The organism is Stagnihabitans sp. (assembly GCF_964946895.1).
Window position 1 is genome coordinate 114,128 of the sequence record NZ_CBBQHX010000006.1, and the last position, 19,711, is coordinate 133,838.

The following is a 19,711-nucleotide window of genomic DNA, read 5'->3' on the forward strand; positions in this document are numbered from 1 at the left end:
GATGTCCCGTTACGTTCCCCCCAAGCAAGGCAAACTCAGCCAGTTGTTTGACGTTGTCGTGCTGATGGCCCTGACCTTCGGCGCGCTTTACATCCCCCTGTTCATGGGCCTCGCCGGCGGTTCCAAGTCGGTCCCGGCCGGTGCCCAGACAACATGGGACGGCATGGGCCAGAACGCGACCGAGATCGCGCAGTACAACGCCCTTGGCTTCACCGACCCCGCCAGCATCTCGGACGTGATCAACGCCCGGTATGATTACAGCTTTTCCATCGTCGCCCTGATGACCATGGTCGTCATCATCATCGCCTACTACGCCCTGATGCTGAAATTCTCTGAAACCGAATACCGCGAAGTCATCGCGGAAAAGTTCGACGGGTGAGGGCGCGATGAACATCTGGAATTATGCGGAATATGCGGCCTGGGCGCTGTCGGCGGTCTTCGGGCTTTACATGGTGATCGACTGGCTGAAGACCGACTCGACCTATTCCGAAGAGGTCCTGACCTCGTCCCGCGAGGGCGAACTTGAGGCCATGACCGAAGCGCAGGGAGGGCATCATGGCTGAGTTTGACATCACCTCGAAACAGATCGACGGCATGGGGCCACACGGCACCAACGTCGGGCTCTTGCGCGTGCTGGGGCCAGCCCACGTCTGGGCCCTGGGCGTCGGCATCGTTCTGGTGGGTGAATATATGGGCTGGAACTTTGCCGTCGGCAAAGGTGGAGCCTACGCCGCCCTGATCGCCTGCTGGTTCGCGGGCATCCTTTATACCTGCGTGGCCATGATCGATTCCGAGGTCACCTCGACCGTCGCCGCCGCCGGGGGCCAATATACGCAGGCCAAGCACATCGTCGGACCGCTGATGGCCTTCAACGTCGGGCTCTATCTCGTCTTCGCCTATACGATGCTGGAAGCCGCCAACGCCATCACGGCGGGCTATCTGATTTCCGAGGTGGCACGGCTGTCGTCCGGCATCACGGATCTAGATCAACGGCCCTTCATTGTGCTGTCGATCATGTTCCTCGCCTGGCTGAACTATCGCGGGGTTCTGGCGACGCTGACCTTCAATCTGGTCATCACCGCCATTGCCTTTGCCGCAATCATCGTGCTGTTCCTGTCCACCTCGGGGATCACCGGCGCGTCGATGATGCATCATGCCGACCTTTTCGCAGGTCCTGCCGCCCTGCCCTATGGCTGGATCGGCGTTCTGGCCGCGATGCACTTCGGCCTGTGGTACTATCTTGGCATCGAGGGCACGACCCAGGCCGCCGAAGAAGTCCGCTCGCCGGCCCGCGCTCTGCCCTTCGGGACGTTGGCGGGCATCATGACCCTGCTGATTGCCGCGACGCTGACGTGGTACATCTGCACCGGCCTGATCCCGTGGGAGTTCTTGGGGGATGGCGTCAACGGCTCGGTCGCTCCGCTGTTCGACGCAGCCCGCCTGACCCAATCGCAACCGCTGATCTGGCTGCTGGGCGTGGGCACCCTGTTCGCCACGCTGGCAAGCGCCAATGGCTGCATCAACGATGCCTCCCGCGCCTGGTTCGCGCTGGGGCGTGACAAGTACTTGCCCGGCTGGTTCGGGGCGGTGCATCCGAAGTTTCGTACGCCGTACCGCTCGATCATTTTTCTTGTGCCGATCGCCCTTGCCTTCGCGCTCAAGGCGCCGCTTGACCAAGTGGTGACCTTCTCGATCCTGTCGGGGTTGCTGGAATATACGTTCATGCCGCTCAACATGATCCTGTTCCGCAAGAAATGGCCGATGGGAAGCATCAAGCGCGGCTATGAACATCCGTTCCACCCGCTGCCCTCCATCGTGCTGCTGTCCTTGTGCGCCATCACCTTCTTTGCGGTGTTCCTTGGCTATGGCACGCAACTGGTGGCGATGATCGCTTTCTACATCGTGGCCTCGCTGTGGTTCCACTTCTGGCGCTATCGCTTCGTCAGCCGTGCAGCGCAGTTCACCATGCCCTGGCCACGCCCGAAGGGCTATTGACCCCAACCCCGGCCCGCTGACAAAGGCGGGCCGGTCTTCCTGAAAGGCGCCCTTGGATGTCCCGGCTGATCCTAATCCTGCTTGCGGCCGGCCTTGGCATCTGGATCGTCCAGACCTTCCGCCATCTGCGCACGGCCGCCCCGGCCCGCAAGATCGCCCGGGCCGGGTATTTCGCGGCCTGCGTCGGCCTGATGGAGGACCTGCGCAGCCTGATCCAGCCCACCGGCTTTGCCCGGGTCGCTGGCCGCTACCGCGGGCTCAGCGTCGATCTGCAAGCCATTCCCGACAGCCTGACCTTCCGCAAACTTCCCGCGCTTTGGGTGATGGTCACCGTCACCGAACCGCAACCCCTCTCGGGCGAGACCCATGTCATGGCCCGCGCCACCGGCCAGGAAAGCTTCTCGACCTACGCGCAAATGCCGCTGGAGGCGCTACTGCCCGCGGGCTTCCCGCCCGACTGCACGCTGCGCTGCACCGCCGTCAAGGATCTGCCACCCCCGGTCCAGATGTCCGGCATCGCAGGGATTTTCGGCGACCCGAAGGTCAAAGAGGTCGTCATGTCTCCCAAAGGGCTGCGCCTCGTCGTGCTGGCGGAAGAGGCCGACCGGACGAATTATCTGATCTTCCGCGACGCCGAACTCGGCCGCACGCCCTTTCCCGCAGCACGCCTGCTGGACCTGTTGGACAGCCTTGCCGACCTGCACACTGCGCTGGCCCCCAAACGTCATGACCCGCTGAAAGCCTCCGCATGAAACAGCCGCCCCACCCCTACCTTGTCCTTGCCACAGCGCTGCTGCTTCCGGGCTGCGGGCAAGTGCTGAACCGCCAACCGACCCGCGGGCTGATGTTCCTGTTCTTCATGCTGATCCTCGGCACGATCACCTTCCTCACCGCCCCGGCGCAGGCCTCGCTGGTTGGCCACCTCGCCGGCGGTCTCTTCGTCTATGCGCTGTCGATCCCGGATGCCTACCGTACCGCCCGCCTGCGCTGGACGCTGTCGACAAGGGCGCAAAACACCGCTCCCTGAGACTTTTCTCTTTGAAAAAATACTCCACAGGAGGTCCGGAGGGTGTGAAACCCTCCGGGGCCAGCCAAAAGCACACCCTGTCCCGCGCCTCGGAGCGCGGGGTGGGTGGGTGGGAGCGTTCCGAGGCGCGCTTCCCCGCCCCGGCACAGTTCCGCTCCATCAGCCCCAATCCAGCAACCGGGCCTTAGCCCTGCGGGTAAGCAATCACCGACAGGTATTTTGCCGGCAGCTTGTTCAGAATTTCCGGCCCGTGCCGCGCGTCAGCATCAAAGAACAGACTGTCACCCGGCTTCAGGTGGAACAGCTTGTCACCATGCCGATAGGTCACCTCGCCCTCCAGCATGTACAGCAGTTCCAGCCCTTCATGCTGGAAGGTCGGAAAAATGTCAGCCTCGGTTGACAGGGTGATCAGGTAGGGTTCCACCACCACGCCTGAATTGTTCGACCCGATATGGCCCAAAAGGTTGTATTGGTGCCCCGACCGCGTTCCGCGCCGCTCCACCTCGATATGGTCGCCGGCCTGCACATGCTGGACCTCTCGCCGCTCTTCATAGGATTTGAAGAACGAGGTCACCGGCACCGAAAACGCATGGCTCAAGACCTGCAGCGTGGTCAAAGACGGCGAGGTGATGCCGTTCTCGATCTTCGACAACATGCCGATCGACAGCCCGGTCACCTGCGCCAGATCCGCCACCGTCAGGCCTTGCTGCCGCCGGAATGCCCGCACCTCGCGGCCAATCGCGGCCTCTAGGTTGCGTTCGGAAATGTCACGAACCTTGTGCGGGTCCTGACTGAGGGCGGGCTTGCCGCGCGGAACAAAGGGAATGGCTTCGTCGGTCATGTCTACCGCTGGAAAAAGGGTCACTTTTTTCACTATAGGGAAAAAAGTGACCCCGCGACAAGCGAAACTGACACGGACCCGGGGTCACAGCACCGATTGCGCCGCCACAACCAGCGCGTGATGCAGGCTTTGCGCCGACGAGCGCGGGCCATAGACCGTGACCAATGCGTCCGAACGCTTGATCAGATAGCAGCCCAGATGTTCCATCACTGTCCGGGTCGCGGCCCCCGACGATTTGCTGAAGTCGAAATTCGACAGCCGCTCCAACACCCGGGCCAGCCCTTCGCCGGCAAGATCGAAGCGCACCCAGGCGTCGGTCTGTTCGGTGATCGAGGCGGCATCGCCGAACACCTTCAGCAGGATCGGGCGAATGTCTTCGTGGCTGGCCAGCGGTGCCTCGACCATCCACATTTCTGGCGTCATCCAGAAAGCGCCGTAGACGGCGCTTTGGGCCGCGCTTCCGGGGCCGGGCAACGGCACGCCCGCCCCCGCCGCGGCCGCTTGCACTTCGGCCAACCGACCGCGTCGCACGGCCAAAGAGGCCAGCGCCACATCGGCCCGTTCGGTGATGACCCAAGGGCCGATGGTGTCGACCTCTGGCCGGTCGTGGCCGAGGGCGGTGATCGGTTTCAGGATGAAATCAGGCACGGAGACGCTCCCCTTCCGGGTCGATGAAATGCGGGCTGACGATTTCGATTTCGGTGTCAGTCCCGGCCAACAGGTTCACGGCGCGCATCTTCTCGCCGATGCGGTTGGACCCGTTCTTGAGGTATCCAAGAGCGATGTAATGCCCAAGGTGCGGCGAATAGACCAGCGAGGTTAACCAGCCATCGTCGTTCTCGATCTTGGGTTCCGCCCCGGTGCGGACGAAGTGGCTGCCCGCCTTCAAGGCGTCCGCCGGGTTGACCGGCTTCACCCCGACCAGCCGCAACCCATCAGCCTGCGTCATGCCATCGCGCTGGCTCAACACCATGCCGATCGAGTCCTTCTTGCGGCTGACCATCTTGCCGAGCCCCATGTTCAGCGCGGTTGAGGTGCCGTTCAGCTCGTTCCCCGCCACATGGCCTTTTTCAACGCGCATCACGCCCAAGGCTTCGGTGCCGTATACCACGGCATCAAACTCCCGCCCCGCTTCCATCAGCTTGCGGATCAGGCCGTCGCCATAGCGCGTCGGCACGGCGATCTCATAAGCCAACTCGCCCGAGAAGCTGATGCGGAACAGACGCGCGCGCAGCCCGCCCACGGTGATCTCTGCCGCCCCCATGTAGGGGAAAGCGGCGTCAGAGATGTCCTGATCCACCACCTTTTGCAGCAACTTCCGAGCATTCGGCCCCGCAACCGAGAATTGCGCCCAAGCCTCGGTGGTGGAGATGATCTGCACGTCCAGATCCGGCCACAGCACTTGGCGGGCAAATTCCAGATTGCGGAAGACCAGAACTGCGTTGGCGGTGGTGGTGGTCATGACATATTCATTCGGCCCCATGCGGGCGGTGGTGCCATCGTCATAAACGATGCCATCTTCGCGCAGCATCAGGCCATAGCGGCATTTGCCGACGCCCAAGGTGCTGAAGGTATTGGCATAGACCTTGTCGAGGAAAGCGCCAGCATCGGTGCCCTGAATGTCGATCTTGCCCAAGGTGGTCACATCGCAGATGCCCACCGACTTCCTCGTCGCCAGAACCTCACGGTCGACCGACTGCCGCCATTCGGTCTCACCCGCCTTCGGCACCCACTGGGTGCGCAGCCAGTAGCCCACTTCGACAAAAGTCGCCCCCTGCTCCTCGGCCCATTTATGGCTGGGGGTCAGGCGGAAGGGCTTGAATTCCTTGCCGCGTCCGCGCCCACCAAGCGCGCCCAAGGCCACAGGCGTATAGGGCGGTCGGTAGATCGTCGTGCCCGTCTCGGGGATCGATTTGCCGGTCAGCCCCGCCATCACGGCCAGACCCAGCACATTCCCGGTCTTGCCCTGATCGGTCGCCATGCCAAGCGTCGTATAGCGCTTGAGATGCTCAACGCTCGTGAAGTTCTCCTGATGCGCCAGCTTGATGTCCTTGACGGTCACATCATTCTGCGGGTCGATCCACGCCCGGCTGGATCCTTCGACATACCAAAGCGGCTGGATGCGCACCGGGGCATCTTCGGCCTTGGGCAGGTTGGACACCTTGGCCGTCAGGTCCAAGCTTTCCAGCGCCTTACGGGCCATCTCGTCCCCGGTCACCAGCGCGCCGTGGGTGGACATGGTGCCGCCAGCAGCGCCCGCGACCAGAAGATTGGCAATCTCACCGGACCCCGGCACGAAGGCCGCGATGTCCTCGCGCCAGATCGGGCGCGAGCGGTGGTGCGAGGTGATGTTGACGTTCGGGTTCCAACCGCCCGACACGCCAAGCGCGTTGGCCTTGATCACCTCGGTCGCACCATTTGCCTTGCGGATGGTGACCTGCGACAGCCCAAGCCGCCCGTCCGAGTTCACCACTTGCGCCCCGCGCAGGTGGCGGATGCCGGCAAGCAGGTCGCCGCCCTCGCGGCTGTCAATCACCGCCACCACGTCAACGCCCTTGGCTTGCAGATCAACTGCGGTCCGCAAACCATCGTCATTGTTGGTGAAAATCGCAGTGCGGTCGCCCACCGCGACGCCCCAGCGGTTGGCATAGGCGCGCAGGCTCCCGGCCAGCATGATCCCCGGACGGTCGTTGTTCTCAAAGGCAATCGGCCGCTCGGTGGCACCCCCGGCGAGGATCGCCCGCTTGGAGTAGATGCGCCAGAAGGTCTGCCGGGGCTTGTTGGCTTCCGGCACCGCAAGGTGATCAGACACCCGCTCCACCGCGCCGTAGATGCCGTGGTCGAAAGCGCCGACAACGGTCGTGCGGTTCATCAGGCGGACATTGGGCAGGGAGGCCAGTTCCGCCACCGCCGCTTGCGCCCAATCCGCCCCGGACTGGTCGCCCAAGGTGAACGTCTCGGCGTTCAGACGCCCGCCCATGCGAAAGTCTTCATCTGCCAGAATGATCCTTGCGCCCGCCCGACCCGCCGTCAAAGCCGCCGAAAGCCCCGCAGGCCCCGCGCCGATGATCAGGAGGTCGCAGTGCAGGAAGCCCTTGTCGTACTCATCAGGGTCCTCCAGCTTGGTCAGGCTGCCAAGGCCCGCCGCACGGCGGATGATCGGTTCGTAGACCTTCTCCCAGAAAGACGCCGGCCACATGAAGGTCTTGTAGTAGAAGCCCGCCGTGAAGAAGCTGTTGAAGCGGTCGTTGATCGCCAGCGCGTCGAACTTCAGTGAGGGCCAGCGGTTCTGGCTTTGCGCCGTCAGTCCGTCGAACAATTCGGCCACTGTCGCCCGCGTGTTGGGTTCCTGCCGCGCGCCGGTGCGCAGTTCCACCAGCGCGTTCGGCTCTTCGGACCCCGCCGAGATCGGCCCGCGCGGACGGTGATACTTGAAGCTGCGGCCCATCAGGCGGACGCCATTGGCGAGCAGTGCAGAGGCCAGCGTGTCACCCGGATGGCCCAAGTATGGCAGGCCATCGAAATGGAAGCGCAGGGTCTTGCTGCGGTCGATCTGGCCGCCTGCGATGCGGTTGGTCTGGCTCATTTGGAACGCCCCTCAGCCCGGGCCACGTCGCGGGCCAGTTCCACTTTCGTGATTTCATGCGTGACGGTATTGCGCGTCACCACCAGCCACGACCGGTCGCCCTGTTCGTGATACCACAGTTCGCGGTGCAGACCGGCGGGGTTGTCGCGCAGGTAAGCGTAGTCGTGGAAGGTCTCGATCGAGGCCGTCAGGCCATCAGGTCGGTGGATCAGGCTGGCATCGCCCAGATAGACGAATTCCTGCGCATCCCTTGGCCCGAGAATGGGGTGATTGATGATCATGGGAAGCTCCTAGTGCAGGTTCGGTTGCGCGCCCTGGCCCTTTTCGTCGATCATCAACCCTTTGAGGAAGCGATCAAACCGATAGGCCTTGGCCGTCACATGGGGTTCGTCTTTCGCCAGCAGATGCGCAAAACACCAGCCGCTGGCGGGGGTGGCCTTGAAGCCGCCATAGCACCAGCCGCCGTTGAAATAGAGCCCGTCGATATGGGTCTTGTCGATGATCGGGCTGCCATCCATCGACATATCCATGATCCCGCCCCACGTCCGCAGCAGTCTGGCGCGGCCGATCATCGGCATCAGCGCCATGCCGCCCTCGATGACGTCTTCAACCACCGGCAGGTTGCCGCGTTGGGCGTAAGAGTTGTAGCCGTCGATGTCGCCACCGAACACCAGACCGCCCTTGTCGGACTGGCTGACGTAGAAATGGCCCGCGCCGAAGGTCATCACGCCGTCGATCAGGGGCTTCAGCCCCTCGGACACGAAGGCTTGCAGGACGTGGCTTTCCATCGGCAGGCGCATCCCGGCATGGGCCATCACCTTGGACGACGACCCTGCCACCGCGACGCCAACCTTCTTGGCCCCGATGAAACCTTTGGAGGTCTCAACCCCCAGAATCTTGCCGTTTTCAATCCTCATACCCGTGACTTCGCAGTTCTGGATCAGGTCCACGCCGCGACTGTCAGCCCCCCGCGCATAGCCCCAAGCCACCGCGTCATGCCGCACCGTACCGCCTCGGCGCTGCATCAGGGCGCCCTTGATCGGGAAGCGGTTATTGTCGAAATTCAGGAAAGGATACATGGCCTTGACCTGCTCTTTGGAGAGCAACTCGGCATCCGCGCCGTTCATGATCATCGCATTGCCGCGCCGTGTCGCCGCATCCCGCGCCGCGTCGGTGTGGATCAGGTTGATGATGCCGCGCTGCGACACCATCGCGTTGTAGTTGAAGTCCTGCTCCAACCCCTCCCACAGCTTCAGCGAGAATTCGTAGAACGGCTCGTTGCCGTCCAACAGGTAGTTGGACCGGATGATCGTTGTGTTGCGCCCGACGTTGCCCCCACCCAGATAGCCCTTTTCCAGCACCGCAATCCGCGCCTGCTTGAACTCCTTGGCGAGGTAATAGGCCGTGGCCAACCCATGCCCGCCACCGCCCACGATGATGTAATCGTAGGATGCCTGCGGAACCGGGTCGCGCCAAGCATGGCCCCACCCCTTGTGCCCCGTCAGCGCCTCTTTGAGGATCCGAAAGCCGGAATAGCGCATAGTGATCTCCGTTTGCTTGACGCGAACCTAGCGCGGGGTAGGCCCCCGGGCTGCACGATTTCCGCCATCCGAGTCTTGTTTCCGGCCATCAGGCCACATTCACCAACATGTTGGCGGCGCGGGTGAAGGTGGCCATGATCTGGCCCCGCATCGGTTCTGCCACGGCGGTGTCTTCCATCGCCTTGGCCATCACCCACAGCCAGTCATCGGCATCCTGCTGGCGGATTTCGACATGGGTGTGGATCTCGCGCAGGTTCATGTGGCCGTTGCGTTCCATATAATACCGCCTGCCGCCGAAAAAGCCGCAGAGAAATTCGAACTGCGCGGGGCGGACATGGGACAGACCATGGCCCTGCTGGTGCATCGCCATGATGGTTTCGCCCTGCGGCAGGCTTTCGATCAGATCATAGAACTGGTTGACGAGGGCGTGAACGCCCTCTTCGCCCCCGATCTTGTCGATCATCGGTTCCATCAGCTTTGGGGCCGCGTCTTCTTCGGGTCATAGGCCGACAATGTTGTGATCACGGCCGGCAATCGCTTCTGATGGCCGTCAAGCTTGCCGACCTCAACCTGCGTGCCCGCTTCAGAATGGGCGATGTCGACACGGGCAAGGGCGATCTGCTTGCCCAGCAGCGGAGAGCGCATGGCCGAGCAGACGACGCCGATTTGCGCGCGGCCGATGTGCAGGCAATCGCCATGGCCGACATCGACGGCGGCGTCGATTTCGAGGCCGACGAATTTTCGGGAGGGATGCTCTTTCCGGCGGATCAATGCGTCGCGACCGATGAAATCGTCGGGCTTGGATTTCAGGGGCACGGTGAAGCCGATGCCAGCCTCGAACGGGTCAGTTTCATCGCTGAAATCGTAGCCGGCGAAGATCAGGCCCGCTTCGATGCGCACCATGTCCAACCCCAGCAGGCCCATCGGGCGGATGCCAAGGTCAGCCCCCGCCTCCATCACCGCCTTGTAGACGGCTTCGGCGTCCTTCGGGTGGCAGAAGATTTCGTAGCCGAGTTCGCCGGTATAGCCCGTGCGCGACACCACCAGCGGCGCGCCGGTGAAGTCATGCAGGCGGGCGACGGTGTGGCGGAACCAGCCGAGTTCCTCGACCGTCGCCTGCGTCGGCGCGGTCCAGATGATGCGCTTCATGATCTCGCGGCTGTTCGGGCCTTGGACGGCGAGGTTGTGCAGCTGGTCGGTCGATGACCGCACCATCACCTTCAGCCCCAGCTTTTCAGCCTGTTCGCGCAGCCAGATGCCGCCGAAATCGTCGCCACCGATCCAGCGGAAGTTGTCCTTGCCCAGACGGAACAGGGTGCCGTCGTCGATCATGCCGCCGTGTTCGTAGCACATGGCGGAATAGACCACCTGCCCCACCGCCAGCTTCTTCACATCCCGCGTCAGGGTGTATTGCATCAGGGCTTCGGCATCCGGCCCGGTGACTTCGAACTTGCGCAGCGGAGACAGGTCGATCGCCACGGCCTTCTCGCGGCAGGCCCAGTATTCCTCGATCGGACCAGCGGCGGCATAGGCGTTGGGCAGCCAGTAGCCGCGATATTCCACCATGTTGCGGGTGCGAGCCGAGGTGGCCGGGTGGAAGGCGGTCTCTTTGGTCATCTTGGGCTCCGCATCGGGGGTAGCGCGCCAGGCGACAGCGCGGGAGAATTTCTCGGCACCGGGATAGGTGCGGATGTGGATATCGCTGAGGTACCATCCATTGGCCGGGGAAGTGTCATCCGGACAGGCGGAATTCACACAGACCAGATCGGTCAGGGCGCGGAACAGGACATAGTCGCCGGGGCGGCTCCACGGTTCGTCAGAGATCAGCACGCCATGGGCGTCGATGGCGGTGTTGAAGAACAGGTTGACGGCCATCCAGCCGGGGCGTCCATCAATGCCATGCGGCGCCAAGGCGCCGTTGAAATTGTCCGAGCAGTTGGCATGACCGGGGTAGCCGATCTCATCGTAGTATTTGGCAGCGCAGGCCATGGCGAAGGCGTCATGGCGGCCCACCGTGTCCTGAATGACCTCGACAAGAGGCTCCCAATCCTGATCGTAGTATTTCGCGTGCAGGCCCGGCATCGAATAGGCATGGCCCATCAGCGTGCGAGAGGTGGTGACGTCCAGCGGCGCCTGTATGCCCTTGTCCAGCTTCCGGGCCGAAAAGCATTGGAAATCGGTGCATTGGCGGCCATCGACGTCGATGATCTGGATATAGTCACCCGCCTTGACATGGTAAGCCCGTGCCGTGCCGGAGGAGACGCGCAGGTCCAAATTGGGGTCAGCGAGCGGTTCGGGCAGGTCATGCAGCTTGGCCCAAGCAGGATTGGCGCGCTGGATCGTCAGGATCAGGGGCGTCAGCGTGGTCTGGTCGTGCGGCGACATCGCAGACCCGGGAGCGGCGAGGATCAGGTGGCCCGGACGCTGCACGGTGAAGCCGGCATCGGTCTTGGCGGGGGTATCAGCGGCAAACAGGCGGATTGCCTTGGCCTTGCCAAGGTCGATCCCCCGGCGCGTCAAGCCAGCCCGCAGCCGGCCCATGCCGGGTCCACCAGCGGTGATCAGGGCCTTCAGGCCTTCACCGGCGCAATCGCCCATTTGGCCGAGGATCGTCGGGTCAATGGCGCCCGAGGCATCTGCGGCCAGCACCTCGGCCACTTGGCCACCTTCGAAGTTGGTGACAGTGATGCGGTCGCCGGCGTCAATCTCGACCATCAGGGCGCCGCCGCCGGGCACCTCGTACCGTTCCATCCCCGACTTGCGCTGCAGATCACGGGGCGTCAGGATACGACTGGGCTTCGGGGGGCCGGGGTTTACGCGGGGGTATGGGCTGTCGAGCATGGGGCCTCGCTTGCGGGCGATTTCATTCTTCGTAAAACTTGTTCATTGTGAAGAATAACACGGGCTGCGCCCGGCACAAGCGGGAAGGATGAACATGCTGGCTTTAGGCTTGGGTCTGGTGGCAGCTTTGGGCTGGGGCACGCATGATCTTCTGGTGCGGCGGATCGCTCCGGGGGCGTCGGTGCTGCCGCAACTGGTGGTGGTGATGACGGTGGCAGCGCTGGTCACAGCCCCCTTCGGCTGGCGGGGCATGCCCGATTGGGTGCCGCTGGGGCTGGCCGTGGCCTCGGGCTGCGCCTATTTCGGCGCCTCACTGGCACTGTATGCTGCTTTTGCACGGGCGCCGGCGCGGCTGGTGGCGCCGGTGATTGGCTCATATCCCCTGCCCGCCTTGGGATTTGCTTGGCTGCAGGGCCATCCGATTGGCGGGGCCGAGTGGCTGGCGGCGGCGTTGATCGTGGCAGGCGTGGCGGTGGTGGCGACGCAGGGCGCGGCCGAGGACAAGCGCCCGCACCCGGCCGCCCTGCCCCTGGCTTTTGCCGCCTGCATCGGCATGGCGACCAGCTTTGCCTTGGGGCAAGAAGCGGCCTCGCGCATCGACCCGATGCAGGCGGCCAGTCTTGCGCGGGCGGGGGGTGCGGTTTTGGGGCTGATGCTGCTGACCTTGCGGCCCTTGGGCACGAGGGCGGCGCTGAAGCGCTGGCCGATCTTGCTGTGCATGGGCTGTCTGGACGGCGTAGCGCTGTCGTCGGTGATTGCCGCCGGGGCCTTGCCGTTTGCCAGCTATGCGGCGGTGGCCTCTTCGCTGTTCGGCGTGGTGACGATTCTGCTGGCTTGGGCGGTGCTGGGCGAGAGGGTCAGGCTGGCACAGGGAGCCGGAATTGTGCTGATCTTTCTGGGGCTTGGCCGATTGGCCTTGGGCTAGGCTTCCGGAGGCAGTGCACCGGAAAGGCCGCGCAGACCCGCCAGCGCTCGACGTTCATTCTGCGGGCTGACGCCGAAAGCCTGCGCATAATGCCGCGCCATCGGGCCAGAGCGGGGATAGCCGACCGAGGCCGCAATCTCTGACAGGCTGTCGTCAGAATAAAGCACCCTTTGCCGCGCCTTTGCCAAGCGCACCAGACGGTAGTAGCGCAGCGGGCTTTGCCCCGTCTCACGCTTGAACAGGCGTTCAAAGTTGCGTTCCGACATGTCGACGGCGTCCGCGACATCGGGGATGCGCAAGGGGTCTTCGATATGGGCGTCGAAGAGGCGGATCGCCTCGCGGATCGGTTGCGGCAGGGCGTCGGCGGTGCCACCGGCGCGCTGGACGGGGACCTTCTGGCGGGCGTCTTCGTCGCGCACGAAGGGGTGCTGGAACCAGCAGGCGACTTCGGTCATGGTATCGCGCCCCAACCGTTCCTCGATCAGGCGCAGCATCAGGTCGAACACCGCCCCCGCGCCCGAGGCCGTGATGCGGCGGCGGTCGCGGACGATCACCGTTTCCTCTGCCTCGATCTCGGGGAATTCGGCCTTGAAGGCGGACTCATAGCACCAGTGGACGGAGCACCGGTGGCCCTCCATCAACCCGGCCCGGACCAAGGGGAAGATGCCACCGGAAAACGCGCCCATCGTTACCCCGGCCCGATCCAGCCGGCGCAGCACGGCGGGGGAATGTTTGGGATCGGAATAGCTGCCGGTGGGGGGCGAGATCAGGTACAACTGGTCGAGACCCTGGGCCTGATCCAGAATCTCGTCCGGCGTAAAGCGCACCTCGGCCGAGGAGCGCACCGCTTCGGTGGTCTCCCCAAGCAGCACCCAGGCAAAGGCCCTTGTGCCGGTGATTTCATTGGCCGCCCGAAGCGGCTCGATGGCCGACGTCAGGCAGGCCATCGGGAAGCCGGGGAACATCAGGAACCCCAGTTTCATCGGCCCCGACTTGCCCGACACCGACATTATGCCCCCAACCCCGTCAATCCGCCCAGACGCCCGGCGAGGTGAGCGCGCCGTCGTCGTATTTCGACAGCCATTCCACCATCATTGGACGGTTGCGGATGAAGCCTTTATAGGTGGCAAGGTCGGGATGCAGGTCGCGGATCACCCGGTGCAGACGGCGGCCCCATTTCGGCACCGTCACCAGTTCCTCGAACGCGCCAAGATAGGCGCGGATCGAGAAGCAGATGGCGTTGGAGCGCGGCAGGCGGAACAGCGATTGCAGTTCCACCCGCAGGTGTTGCTTGGCGCCAAGGTTTTCCGGAGTCAGGGTTGTCTTGGTCGGGCCCCACTTCGGGTAATTCTCGGGCGAGGTGTCCAGAAGCGGGTTCACCGTCATCGTCCAGTTGAAGCGCCGCACCGGGGAACCCTGCTGCAACTTCAGCAGGAACTTCAGCGCCCGTTCGAAGACCATCTTTTCATGGGCCAAAGGCACGGGTGCGTGCCATTCGAAGAAATTCATCCCGACGTCGAAATCCAACGACCAGTCGGCTTGCGTCGTCACCATCCCTGCATCGACCCAAAGGTTGCCGTCGCGTTCGTCCTGCAGGGTGAAGTCGCCCTGCATTTGCCGCGTGATGTATTCCATCGGGCCATAGGGCAGCGTGGATTCGTCAAGGAAGGTGAACTTCTGGTCGATGCCCAGCGGGCGGTTGATCCAATGCCAGTGATTGCCGTTCTTCGACAGGGAAAACCACTGCGGATAATCCCGCGCGTTGCTTTCCATGATCAATTCCAGCAGGTCCCAGCCCGCCAAAGTCATGTGCGGCAGGCTTTGGCAGCGCAGCGGGTCCTCGGCCAGCACCTTGGCGCGGTCGATCATCTCGGACACGTAGTGTTCATCCACGTCGAAGGTATGCTCGAACACCGATCCCGGACGGGTCGACACATGCGGCTCCATGTTGACCGAATACATGTAGTCGTCGCGGTCAAACGGAAACGGAAAGCGCTTGATGGCGGCGGGCGAGTTCTTGAAGGTGAAATCGTCGCGGAAGGTTTCGTCCTTGAAGAACGCACCAAGTTCGGGTTTGAAATCCAGGCTCATCTGATCCTCTTATCGGTCAAGGACGAGGGTTTTGCCCTCGAACCGGGAAACGCAGGGCATGATCTTCGTGCCCTCGGCTTGTTCTTGCGGGGAAAGCCAATGGTCGCGGTGCAAGATCATGCCATCGCACCGGATGACATTGGTCTCGCACTGGCCACAGGCGCCACCCCGGCAGAGGTATGGGGCATCGACACCCGCCGCTTCCATCGCCTCCAGCAAGGACTGGTGAGTGCCCACGGTGATGGTCTTGCCCGAGGCTTTCAACTCTGCCGTGAAGACTTGGCCGGTGCCGGGAGCAAGGAATTCCTCGAAATGAACGGCTTGGGTCGGCCAACCCGCCGACTCGGCCGTCTTGCGGACCCAGTTCAGCATGCCTTTCGGCCCGCAGACATAAAGATGCGTGCCAATCGGCTGGCGGTTCAGCAGATCCGTCAGGTCGATCGCCATGCCGTCGTCGTCGAAGTACAGGTGCACCCGGTCGCCGTGCGCCGCCTTGAGCGCGTCGCCATAGGCACAGAGCGCGCGGTTGCGGGCGGCGTAGTGCAGTTCGAATTTCCCACCGAAATGGCCAAGTTGCCTGATTTGCGACAGGAAGGGCGTGATGCCGATGCCGCCCGCAATCATCAGGTGTTTCTTGGCCCGCGCATCCAGCCCGAAGAAGTTCAGGGGCTGGCTCAACGTCATCTCCATCCCCGGCACGACATGGGAATGCATGAACATGCTACCGCCACGGCCCGCCTCATCGCGCCGGACGCTGATTTCGTAGCCCGAAGTTTCTTCGGGGTCCGACATCAACGAATAGGGGTTCAGACGGCGGGTGCCGTGGTCATCCATCTCAACCACGACATGGCTGCCGCCCGAAAACGCCGGCAAGGCAGAGCCGTCGCGGCTGACAAAGCGGAAGCGCTTGATCAGGTCGTTGACCTGCACGACTTCGGCGACTTTCACCTCAAGCTTCGTACCACCGCTCATTTGAAACGCTCCACGGCTGCCGGGACAAGGCCGGGGTCTTCCGCATCAATGTTCACGCCCTGAAAGGCCGCGATCCGGCGCGAATAATGGTCACGCACGAACAGGTTCAGACCGCAATGGCTGCAGACAAAAGGATCAGTCTTCACATTCTCTGTGATGCCCTTGCAATGCACGCATTGCACGCGGCGCACGGTCGAACCGCGATGCTCTTTCTGGATGGCAGCATGCGGGAAGCCGGTGTTCATGATCTCGCGTTCGGCCAGACCGATCAGACCTTCGGTGCCGGCAAGGTAGAACTGCGTGCCCATATGCGCCTCGTAGACGACCTTGCCCATGCGGGGCATCATGGCAGGGATGGTGGGGGCACGGTAGCTTTGCGCCGCACCCAAGGCCTGCACTTCGGCCCATTGGTCGGTGCCGTTCGGGCCGGGCGCGTAGAGGATGTGCGCCTTGGCAAGGAAAGCCGCGCGGTCTGGCACCTTGGCCAAGAGCTCTGCCACAGCCTCGGCGCCTTCGCCGTCGGCGATCACGAAATGGGCGGTGCCTTGGCGCGGTTCAAGCTCGGCATAGACCGGGCGTGTCTTGATGGACGGGGGGAAGATGGTTCTGGGCATGGGATTTCCTTGGACCAAGTCCCGCCCCCCGGTCCGCGCAACGGGGGGCGAGATGGGTCTTAACCTTGGACCGTGCGGCGTTTCTTGTCGATGTCGTAGAACGGCAGCGGGCTGGTCTTGGCCTTGATCGGCCCATGGGTGCCGCAGTTGACCACCAGATCGGTGGTCGCATTGGCGCAATCCACCGGAATGCGGGCAATGGCGACGGTGTGGTTGTTCAGGCTGGAATGCATGGCTTGGGTGACCACGCCCACCTGCTTGCCATCGCGCAGAACCGGCGCGCCGTTGCCGGGGGCATTCTTGCCCTCCAGCTTCAGACCCCAGATCTTGAAGCGCTCGCGGCCCTTCAACCGGTAATGCTCTTCCGCGCCCCGGAATCCGACCTTGCCGGGCGAGACGGTGAAATCAAGCCCAAGTTCCCACAGGGTGTCGCCCGGGCCCTCGTTTTCAAACGGATACATTTCCGAATTGTCGAAGGGGAAGAACAGCAGGTAGCTTTCGGTGCGCAGCAGATCCAGCGTGGTGAAGCGGCACGGGATGATCCCCATGGACGCGCCCTCTTCCAGAATGCGGTCCCAGATCATGCCGGCGTCCTGACCCCGGCAGAAGATTTCATAGCCGCGCTCTCCGGTATAGCCGGTGCGGCTGAGGGTGATCGGCTTGCCGAACAGGCTGGTACCCATATGGCTGAAATAGGCCAGATTGCGCACGCCGGGAATGTGCTTTTCCAGGTAATCCACCGCCAACGGGCCCTGCAACGACAGGTCATGCAGGTTGTCGTCAAAGCGGATCGAGACGTCGCGTCCGGTTGCCGCCATCGTCAACTGCTCGTGCGCCTGACCGGAGCCGTGGACCACGGTGAAACTGTTCGGCCCGAAGCGATAGATCACGCAGTCGTCGATGAACTTGCCGGCGTCGTTCAGCATGCAGGCGTAAACCGCCTTGCCGGGCATCAGCTTCTCAATGTTGCGGGTGGTGGCGCGTTCGATCACATGGGCAGCCGCCGGTCCGGTGATGTGAACCTTCTTCAAGCCCGACACATCCATAAGACCCGCCTTGGTGCGGATCGCCAGATATTCCGCGTCCGGATCGCCGGCATAGGACCACGCCGTTCCCATGCCGGACCAGTCTTCCAAGTTGGAGCCAAGCGCGCGGTGACGGTCCGCCAAGGTCGAGAATCGCCAGGAATTCGTCATAGAGATACCCCCCGTGTTTTCGGTGATTTGGCGAAACCTTGAGGGCAGGTTGGCGAAAAAGCAATACTCAAGTGCAACATATTTTCTTGCCAGCAAACAAGCGCCGGCATGCGATGAAAAAAGGAGCGCCCAAAGGACGCCCCTTTTCAACAGGTCAATTCGCCCGGCTTACGACGGCAGAACGAAGAACCAATTCGCCACCAGGACCACGGCGGCCCCGGCGATCAGCGCGAGGTAGGGCAGCATGCCTGCCTTACGTTCGCCCATTTCCCCGTCTTTCAGACCCAGTTCGGCCATGGCCGCCGCCGGGAACCTGCCACCATCCTGCACATAGTGCCGGTAAGCAAAGACCGGGATGATCAGCGCCGCAAAGACCAGGCCAACCCAAAGCGCGCTGGAATAGCCCCAAACCTTCGCCCCCGCCCCAAGGAACAGCGCGTTCACGAACGCCAACAGCGTGTTGACGCCAATCAGCAGCGCAGGAGCTTTCCACGGCCGTGCAATATGGCCGCTGTCGATGCGGTGAATCCAGCCGGCGTTCAGGTTCAGGAAGTTGAACAGGATGTAGCCAACGTTCGAGATTGCCAGAACGTAGAAGTACCCACCCGAGTCCGATGCCAGTGCAAGCAGGAACAGGTTGAAGCAAAAGTCTGTCCACATCGCCCCGGTCGGCGCGCCATGGTCGTTGACATGGCTCAGGTAGCGCGGAAGCCAGCCGTCCTTGGAGCCTTGGTAGAGCGTGCGCGACGATCCGGCCATCGCTGTCATGATCGCCAGGAAGAGCCCAAGGATCATCAGGATCACGAAGATCTGAGTGATCACGCGGTTGCCGCCGGCCATGTTGCCAAGCGCTTCGGCGACACCGGTGCCGTCAACGATTCCGGGCGCCAGCATGCCCGACTGGCCCAGCACACCCTGAAAGGTGAACGGGATGATGAAATAAAACACGCAGCAGAGCAGGCCCGAGAAGAAGATTGCCTTGAACGTGTCGGTCTTGGGGTTCTTCAGCTCGCTGGTATAACAAACGGCGGTCTCAAAGCCGTAGGTCGACCAGGCCGCGATATACATGCCACCCAGAAACAGCGTCCAGCCACCGATGTTCCACAACCCGTCCACACCGGAATAAGAGGCGGTCGGCGGCACGATGCCAGTGACGTTGGTCGAAGCGATGGAGCCGGTCAGGATCGGATAGACGCCGATCAGCAGCAGCGGTACCAGAACGATGATCGCCAGCCACTTTTGCGCCGAAGCGGTCGAAGCGATGCCGCGGTGCTGGATGGCGAACATGATCAGCATCAGGACGGCGCCGACCACGAAGGTGGAGTTGAAGTGCAAGGCGCCCAGACCCGGGATATGGAGCGTCAGCGCTTCCCAGGTGCGGATCGCCGGGGTCAGCGCCGCGATGGCGTCAGAGGTGGCAACCGCGGTGATGGCATCGGCCGGCGCGGTGCCAGCGTGGGCGGCGATATAGTCAACCACCGACTGGGTTGTGGCGGTGTAATCGGCGGTATGCGCCGCGATCCAAGCCACCACATTCGCCGCATCCGCTGCCGGAATGGGGAACAACGCATTGAGGATATAGCCCGAGGCGATGACGCAACCCAAGGACAGAACCGGGCTCCAGGCAAACCAGTTGCACCAGACCGACAGGGGCGCGATCAGCTTGGAATAGCGCAGCCAAGCCGTTGCCCCATAAACCGAAGTGCCGCCCGACTTGTTGCCGAACATCCCCGCCATTTCGGCATAGGTAAAGCTTTGCAGAAAGCCCATGATCATCGAAATGATCCAGACGAGGAAGGCCACCTTCCCCGCAACACCGGCGATCCCGCCGATCGAGAACAACACAAGCGGCGGCACACCGGCCGCGACCCAGAACGCACCCTTCCAGTCCAACGCGCGAACAAGCTGGCCTTCGCCGCCCCCCGCACTCGATTCCATCGTCATCTCTAACCCTCTCCCGTCATGTTTTTGCTCGCCCCCGGCCTGAGGATGGCCAAAGGTCATTCGCACCGGGCCTGCGCCCAGATGTCGCAACAAAATCATGAAGGGACGATTAACGCTACAAAATTTTAACTGCCGGAA

Annotated in this window: 19 protein-coding genes; 6 read left to right on the plus strand and 13 right to left on the minus strand. The window is 62.9% G+C overall.

The features are described from left to right. The first annotated feature begins 1 nt into the window (after position 1). The 5 genes from AC1Y2B_RS05920 to AC1Y2B_RS05940 are packed head-to-tail and all read left to right on the plus strand — an operon-like array spanning position 2 to position 3,022. Complete coding sequence (locus AC1Y2B_RS05920; RefSeq protein ID WP_482252141.1) at positions 2-379, plus strand: hypothetical protein; 378 nt, start codon at positions 2-4, stop codon at positions 377-379. Positions 380-386: 7 nt separating this feature from the next. Beyond that, entirely contained in the window at positions 387-563 is a 177-nt protein-coding gene (locus tag AC1Y2B_RS05925) for a hypothetical protein (protein WP_482252142.1), read from the plus strand. Continuing rightward, positions 556-1,995 carry an APC family permease gene (locus AC1Y2B_RS05930; protein WP_482252143.1) on the plus strand — a complete coding sequence of 480 codons (1,440 nt, stop codon included), beginning with the start codon at positions 556-558 and terminating at the stop codon, positions 1,993-1,995. The genes AC1Y2B_RS05925 and AC1Y2B_RS05930 overlap by 8 nt, the downstream gene beginning before the upstream one ends. A gap of 56 nt (positions 1,996-2,051) precedes the next feature. Beyond that, positions 2,052-2,747, plus strand: coding sequence for a hypothetical protein (locus AC1Y2B_RS05935; protein WP_482252144.1), 696 nt, complete (start codon positions 2,052-2,054; stop codon positions 2,745-2,747). Continuing rightward, on the plus strand, positions 2,744-3,022 hold the full coding sequence (locus AC1Y2B_RS05940) for a hypothetical protein (RefSeq protein WP_482252145.1): 279 nt from the start codon (positions 2,744-2,746) through the stop codon (positions 3,020-3,022). The genes AC1Y2B_RS05935 and AC1Y2B_RS05940 overlap by 4 nt, the downstream gene beginning before the upstream one ends. Before the next feature lie 184 nt (positions 3,023-3,206). Here AC1Y2B_RS05940 and AC1Y2B_RS05945 read toward each other — a convergent pair whose 3' ends face one another. From AC1Y2B_RS05945 to AC1Y2B_RS05975, 7 genes are all read right to left on the minus strand, one after another. Next, positions 3,207-3,863, minus strand: a complete 657-nt coding sequence (locus tag AC1Y2B_RS05945) for a helix-turn-helix domain-containing protein (RefSeq protein ID WP_482252146.1) — start codon at positions 3,861-3,863, stop codon at positions 3,207-3,209. Positions 3,864-3,947: 84 nt separating this feature from the next. Beyond that, entirely contained in the window at positions 3,948-4,511 is a 564-nt protein-coding gene (locus tag AC1Y2B_RS05950; protein ID WP_482252147.1) for a sarcosine oxidase subunit gamma, read from the minus strand. Continuing rightward, on the minus strand, positions 4,504-7,449 hold the full coding sequence (locus AC1Y2B_RS05955; RefSeq protein ID WP_482252148.1) for a sarcosine oxidase subunit alpha family protein: 2,946 nt from the start codon (positions 7,447-7,449) through the stop codon (positions 4,504-4,506). Before AC1Y2B_RS05955 ends, AC1Y2B_RS05950 begins: the two co-directional genes overlap by 8 nt. Next, entirely contained in the window at positions 7,446-7,730 is a 285-nt protein-coding gene (locus AC1Y2B_RS05960) for a sarcosine oxidase subunit delta (RefSeq protein WP_482252149.1), read from the minus strand. Before AC1Y2B_RS05960 ends, AC1Y2B_RS05955 begins: the two co-directional genes overlap by 4 nt. A 9-nt stretch (positions 7,731-7,739) precedes the next feature. Continuing rightward, positions 7,740-8,990 (minus strand): sarcosine oxidase subunit beta family protein, encoded by a 1,251-nt coding sequence (locus tag AC1Y2B_RS05965; RefSeq protein WP_482252150.1) that lies wholly within the window; start codon positions 8,988-8,990, stop codon positions 7,740-7,742. An 88-nt stretch (positions 8,991-9,078) separates the two neighbouring features. Next, on the minus strand, positions 9,079-9,453 hold the full coding sequence (locus AC1Y2B_RS05970) for a group II truncated hemoglobin (protein WP_482252151.1): 375 nt from the start codon (positions 9,451-9,453) through the stop codon (positions 9,079-9,081). A gap of 8 nt (positions 9,454-9,461) precedes the next feature. Further along, positions 9,462-11,831, minus strand: coding sequence for a trimethylamine N-oxide demethylase (locus AC1Y2B_RS05975; RefSeq protein ID WP_482252152.1), 2,370 nt, complete (start codon positions 11,829-11,831; stop codon positions 9,462-9,464). A gap of 94 nt (positions 11,832-11,925) precedes the next feature. Here AC1Y2B_RS05975 and AC1Y2B_RS05980 point away from each other — a divergent pair, with 94 nt between their 5' ends. Continuing rightward, positions 11,926-12,756: a DMT family transporter gene (locus tag AC1Y2B_RS05980; protein ID WP_482252153.1), complete on the plus strand. Its 831-nt coding sequence runs from the start codon at positions 11,926-11,928 to the stop codon at positions 12,754-12,756. Here the strand turns inward: AC1Y2B_RS05980 and AC1Y2B_RS05985 are convergent. From AC1Y2B_RS05985 to AC1Y2B_RS06010, 6 genes are all read right to left on the minus strand, one after another. Continuing rightward, complete coding sequence (locus tag AC1Y2B_RS05985) at positions 12,753-13,766, minus strand: GlxA family transcriptional regulator (RefSeq protein WP_482252154.1); 1,014 nt, start codon at positions 13,764-13,766, stop codon at positions 12,753-12,755. The genes AC1Y2B_RS05980 and AC1Y2B_RS05985 overlap by 4 nt on opposite strands. A 16-nt stretch (positions 13,767-13,782) precedes the next feature. Further along, positions 13,783-14,847, minus strand: a complete 1,065-nt coding sequence (locus AC1Y2B_RS05990) for a heme-dependent oxidative N-demethylase family protein (RefSeq protein ID WP_482252155.1) — start codon at positions 14,845-14,847, stop codon at positions 13,783-13,785. Between the two features lie 9 nt (positions 14,848-14,856). After that, positions 14,857-15,819, minus strand: coding sequence for a PDR/VanB family oxidoreductase (locus AC1Y2B_RS05995; protein ID WP_482252156.1), 963 nt, complete (start codon positions 15,817-15,819; stop codon positions 14,857-14,859). Continuing rightward, the gene (locus AC1Y2B_RS06000; protein WP_482252157.1) at positions 15,816-16,433 is read right to left on the minus strand and encodes a dimethylamine monooxygenase subunit DmmA family protein; all 618 of its coding nucleotides are present in this window, start codon (positions 16,431-16,433) and stop codon (positions 15,816-15,818) included. Before AC1Y2B_RS06000 ends, AC1Y2B_RS05995 begins: the two co-directional genes overlap by 4 nt. Positions 16,434-16,492: 59 nt before the next feature. Beyond that, positions 16,493-17,629 (minus strand): aminomethyl transferase family protein, encoded by a 1,137-nt coding sequence (locus tag AC1Y2B_RS06005; protein ID WP_482252158.1) that lies wholly within the window; start codon positions 17,627-17,629, stop codon positions 16,493-16,495. 168 nt (positions 17,630-17,797) lie between these two features. After that, positions 17,798-19,573, minus strand: a complete 1,776-nt coding sequence (locus AC1Y2B_RS06010; protein WP_482252159.1) for a trimethylamine N-oxide permease — start codon at positions 19,571-19,573, stop codon at positions 17,798-17,800. Between the last annotated feature and the right edge of the window lie 138 nt (positions 19,574-19,711).

What these genes read in the sequence shown, in the direction of transcription:
- AC1Y2B_RS05990 (WP_482252155.1), bottom strand. Translation starts at nt 14,847, where the DNA reads ATGAGCCTGGATTTCAAACCCGAACTTGGTGCGTTCTTCAAGGACGAA.
- AC1Y2B_RS05930 (WP_482252143.1), top strand. Translation starts at nt 556, where the DNA reads ATGGCTGAGTTTGACATCACCTCGAAACAGATCGACGGCATGGGGCCA.
- AC1Y2B_RS06005 (WP_482252158.1), bottom strand. Translation starts at nt 17,629, where the DNA reads ATGACGAATTCCTGGCGATTCTCGACCTTGGCGGACCGTCACCGCGCG.
- AC1Y2B_RS05985 (WP_482252154.1), bottom strand. Translation starts at nt 13,766, where the DNA reads ATGTCGGTGTCGGGCAAGTCGGGGCCGATGAAACTGGGGTTCCTGATG.
- AC1Y2B_RS05945 (WP_482252146.1), bottom strand. Translation starts at nt 3,863, where the DNA reads ATGACCGACGAAGCCATTCCCTTTGTTCCGCGCGGCAAGCCCGCCCTC.
- AC1Y2B_RS05980 (WP_482252153.1), top strand. Translation starts at nt 11,926, where the DNA reads ATGCTGGCTTTAGGCTTGGGTCTGGTGGCAGCTTTGGGCTGGGGCACG.
- AC1Y2B_RS05920 (WP_482252141.1), top strand. Translation starts at nt 2, where the DNA reads ATGTCCCGTTACGTTCCCCCCAAGCAAGGCAAACTCAGCCAGTTGTTT.
- AC1Y2B_RS05975 (WP_482252152.1), bottom strand. Translation starts at nt 11,831, where the DNA reads ATGCTCGACAGCCCATACCCCCGCGTAAACCCCGGCCCCCCGAAGCCC.
- AC1Y2B_RS05955 (WP_482252148.1), bottom strand. Translation starts at nt 7,449, where the DNA reads ATGAGCCAGACCAACCGCATCGCAGGCGGCCAGATCGACCGCAGCAAG.
- AC1Y2B_RS05995 (WP_482252156.1), bottom strand. Translation starts at nt 15,819, where the DNA reads ATGAGCGGTGGTACGAAGCTTGAGGTGAAAGTCGCCGAAGTCGTGCAG.
- AC1Y2B_RS05925 (WP_482252142.1), top strand. Translation starts at nt 387, where the DNA reads ATGAACATCTGGAATTATGCGGAATATGCGGCCTGGGCGCTGTCGGCG.
- AC1Y2B_RS05935 (WP_482252144.1), top strand. Translation starts at nt 2,052, where the DNA reads ATGTCCCGGCTGATCCTAATCCTGCTTGCGGCCGGCCTTGGCATCTGG.
- AC1Y2B_RS05970 (WP_482252151.1), bottom strand. Translation starts at nt 9,453, where the DNA reads ATGATCGACAAGATCGGGGGCGAAGAGGGCGTTCACGCCCTCGTCAAC.
- AC1Y2B_RS05960 (WP_482252149.1), bottom strand. Translation starts at nt 7,730, where the DNA reads ATGATCATCAATCACCCCATTCTCGGGCCAAGGGATGCGCAGGAATTC.
- AC1Y2B_RS06000 (WP_482252157.1), bottom strand. Translation starts at nt 16,433, where the DNA reads ATGCCCAGAACCATCTTCCCCCCGTCCATCAAGACACGCCCGGTCTAT.
- AC1Y2B_RS05965 (WP_482252150.1), bottom strand. Translation starts at nt 8,990, where the DNA reads ATGCGCTATTCCGGCTTTCGGATCCTCAAAGAGGCGCTGACGGGGCAC.
- AC1Y2B_RS05940 (WP_482252145.1), top strand. Translation starts at nt 2,744, where the DNA reads ATGAAACAGCCGCCCCACCCCTACCTTGTCCTTGCCACAGCGCTGCTG.
- AC1Y2B_RS06010 (WP_482252159.1), bottom strand. Translation starts at nt 19,573, where the DNA reads ATGACGATGGAATCGAGTGCGGGGGGCGGCGAAGGCCAGCTTGTTCGC.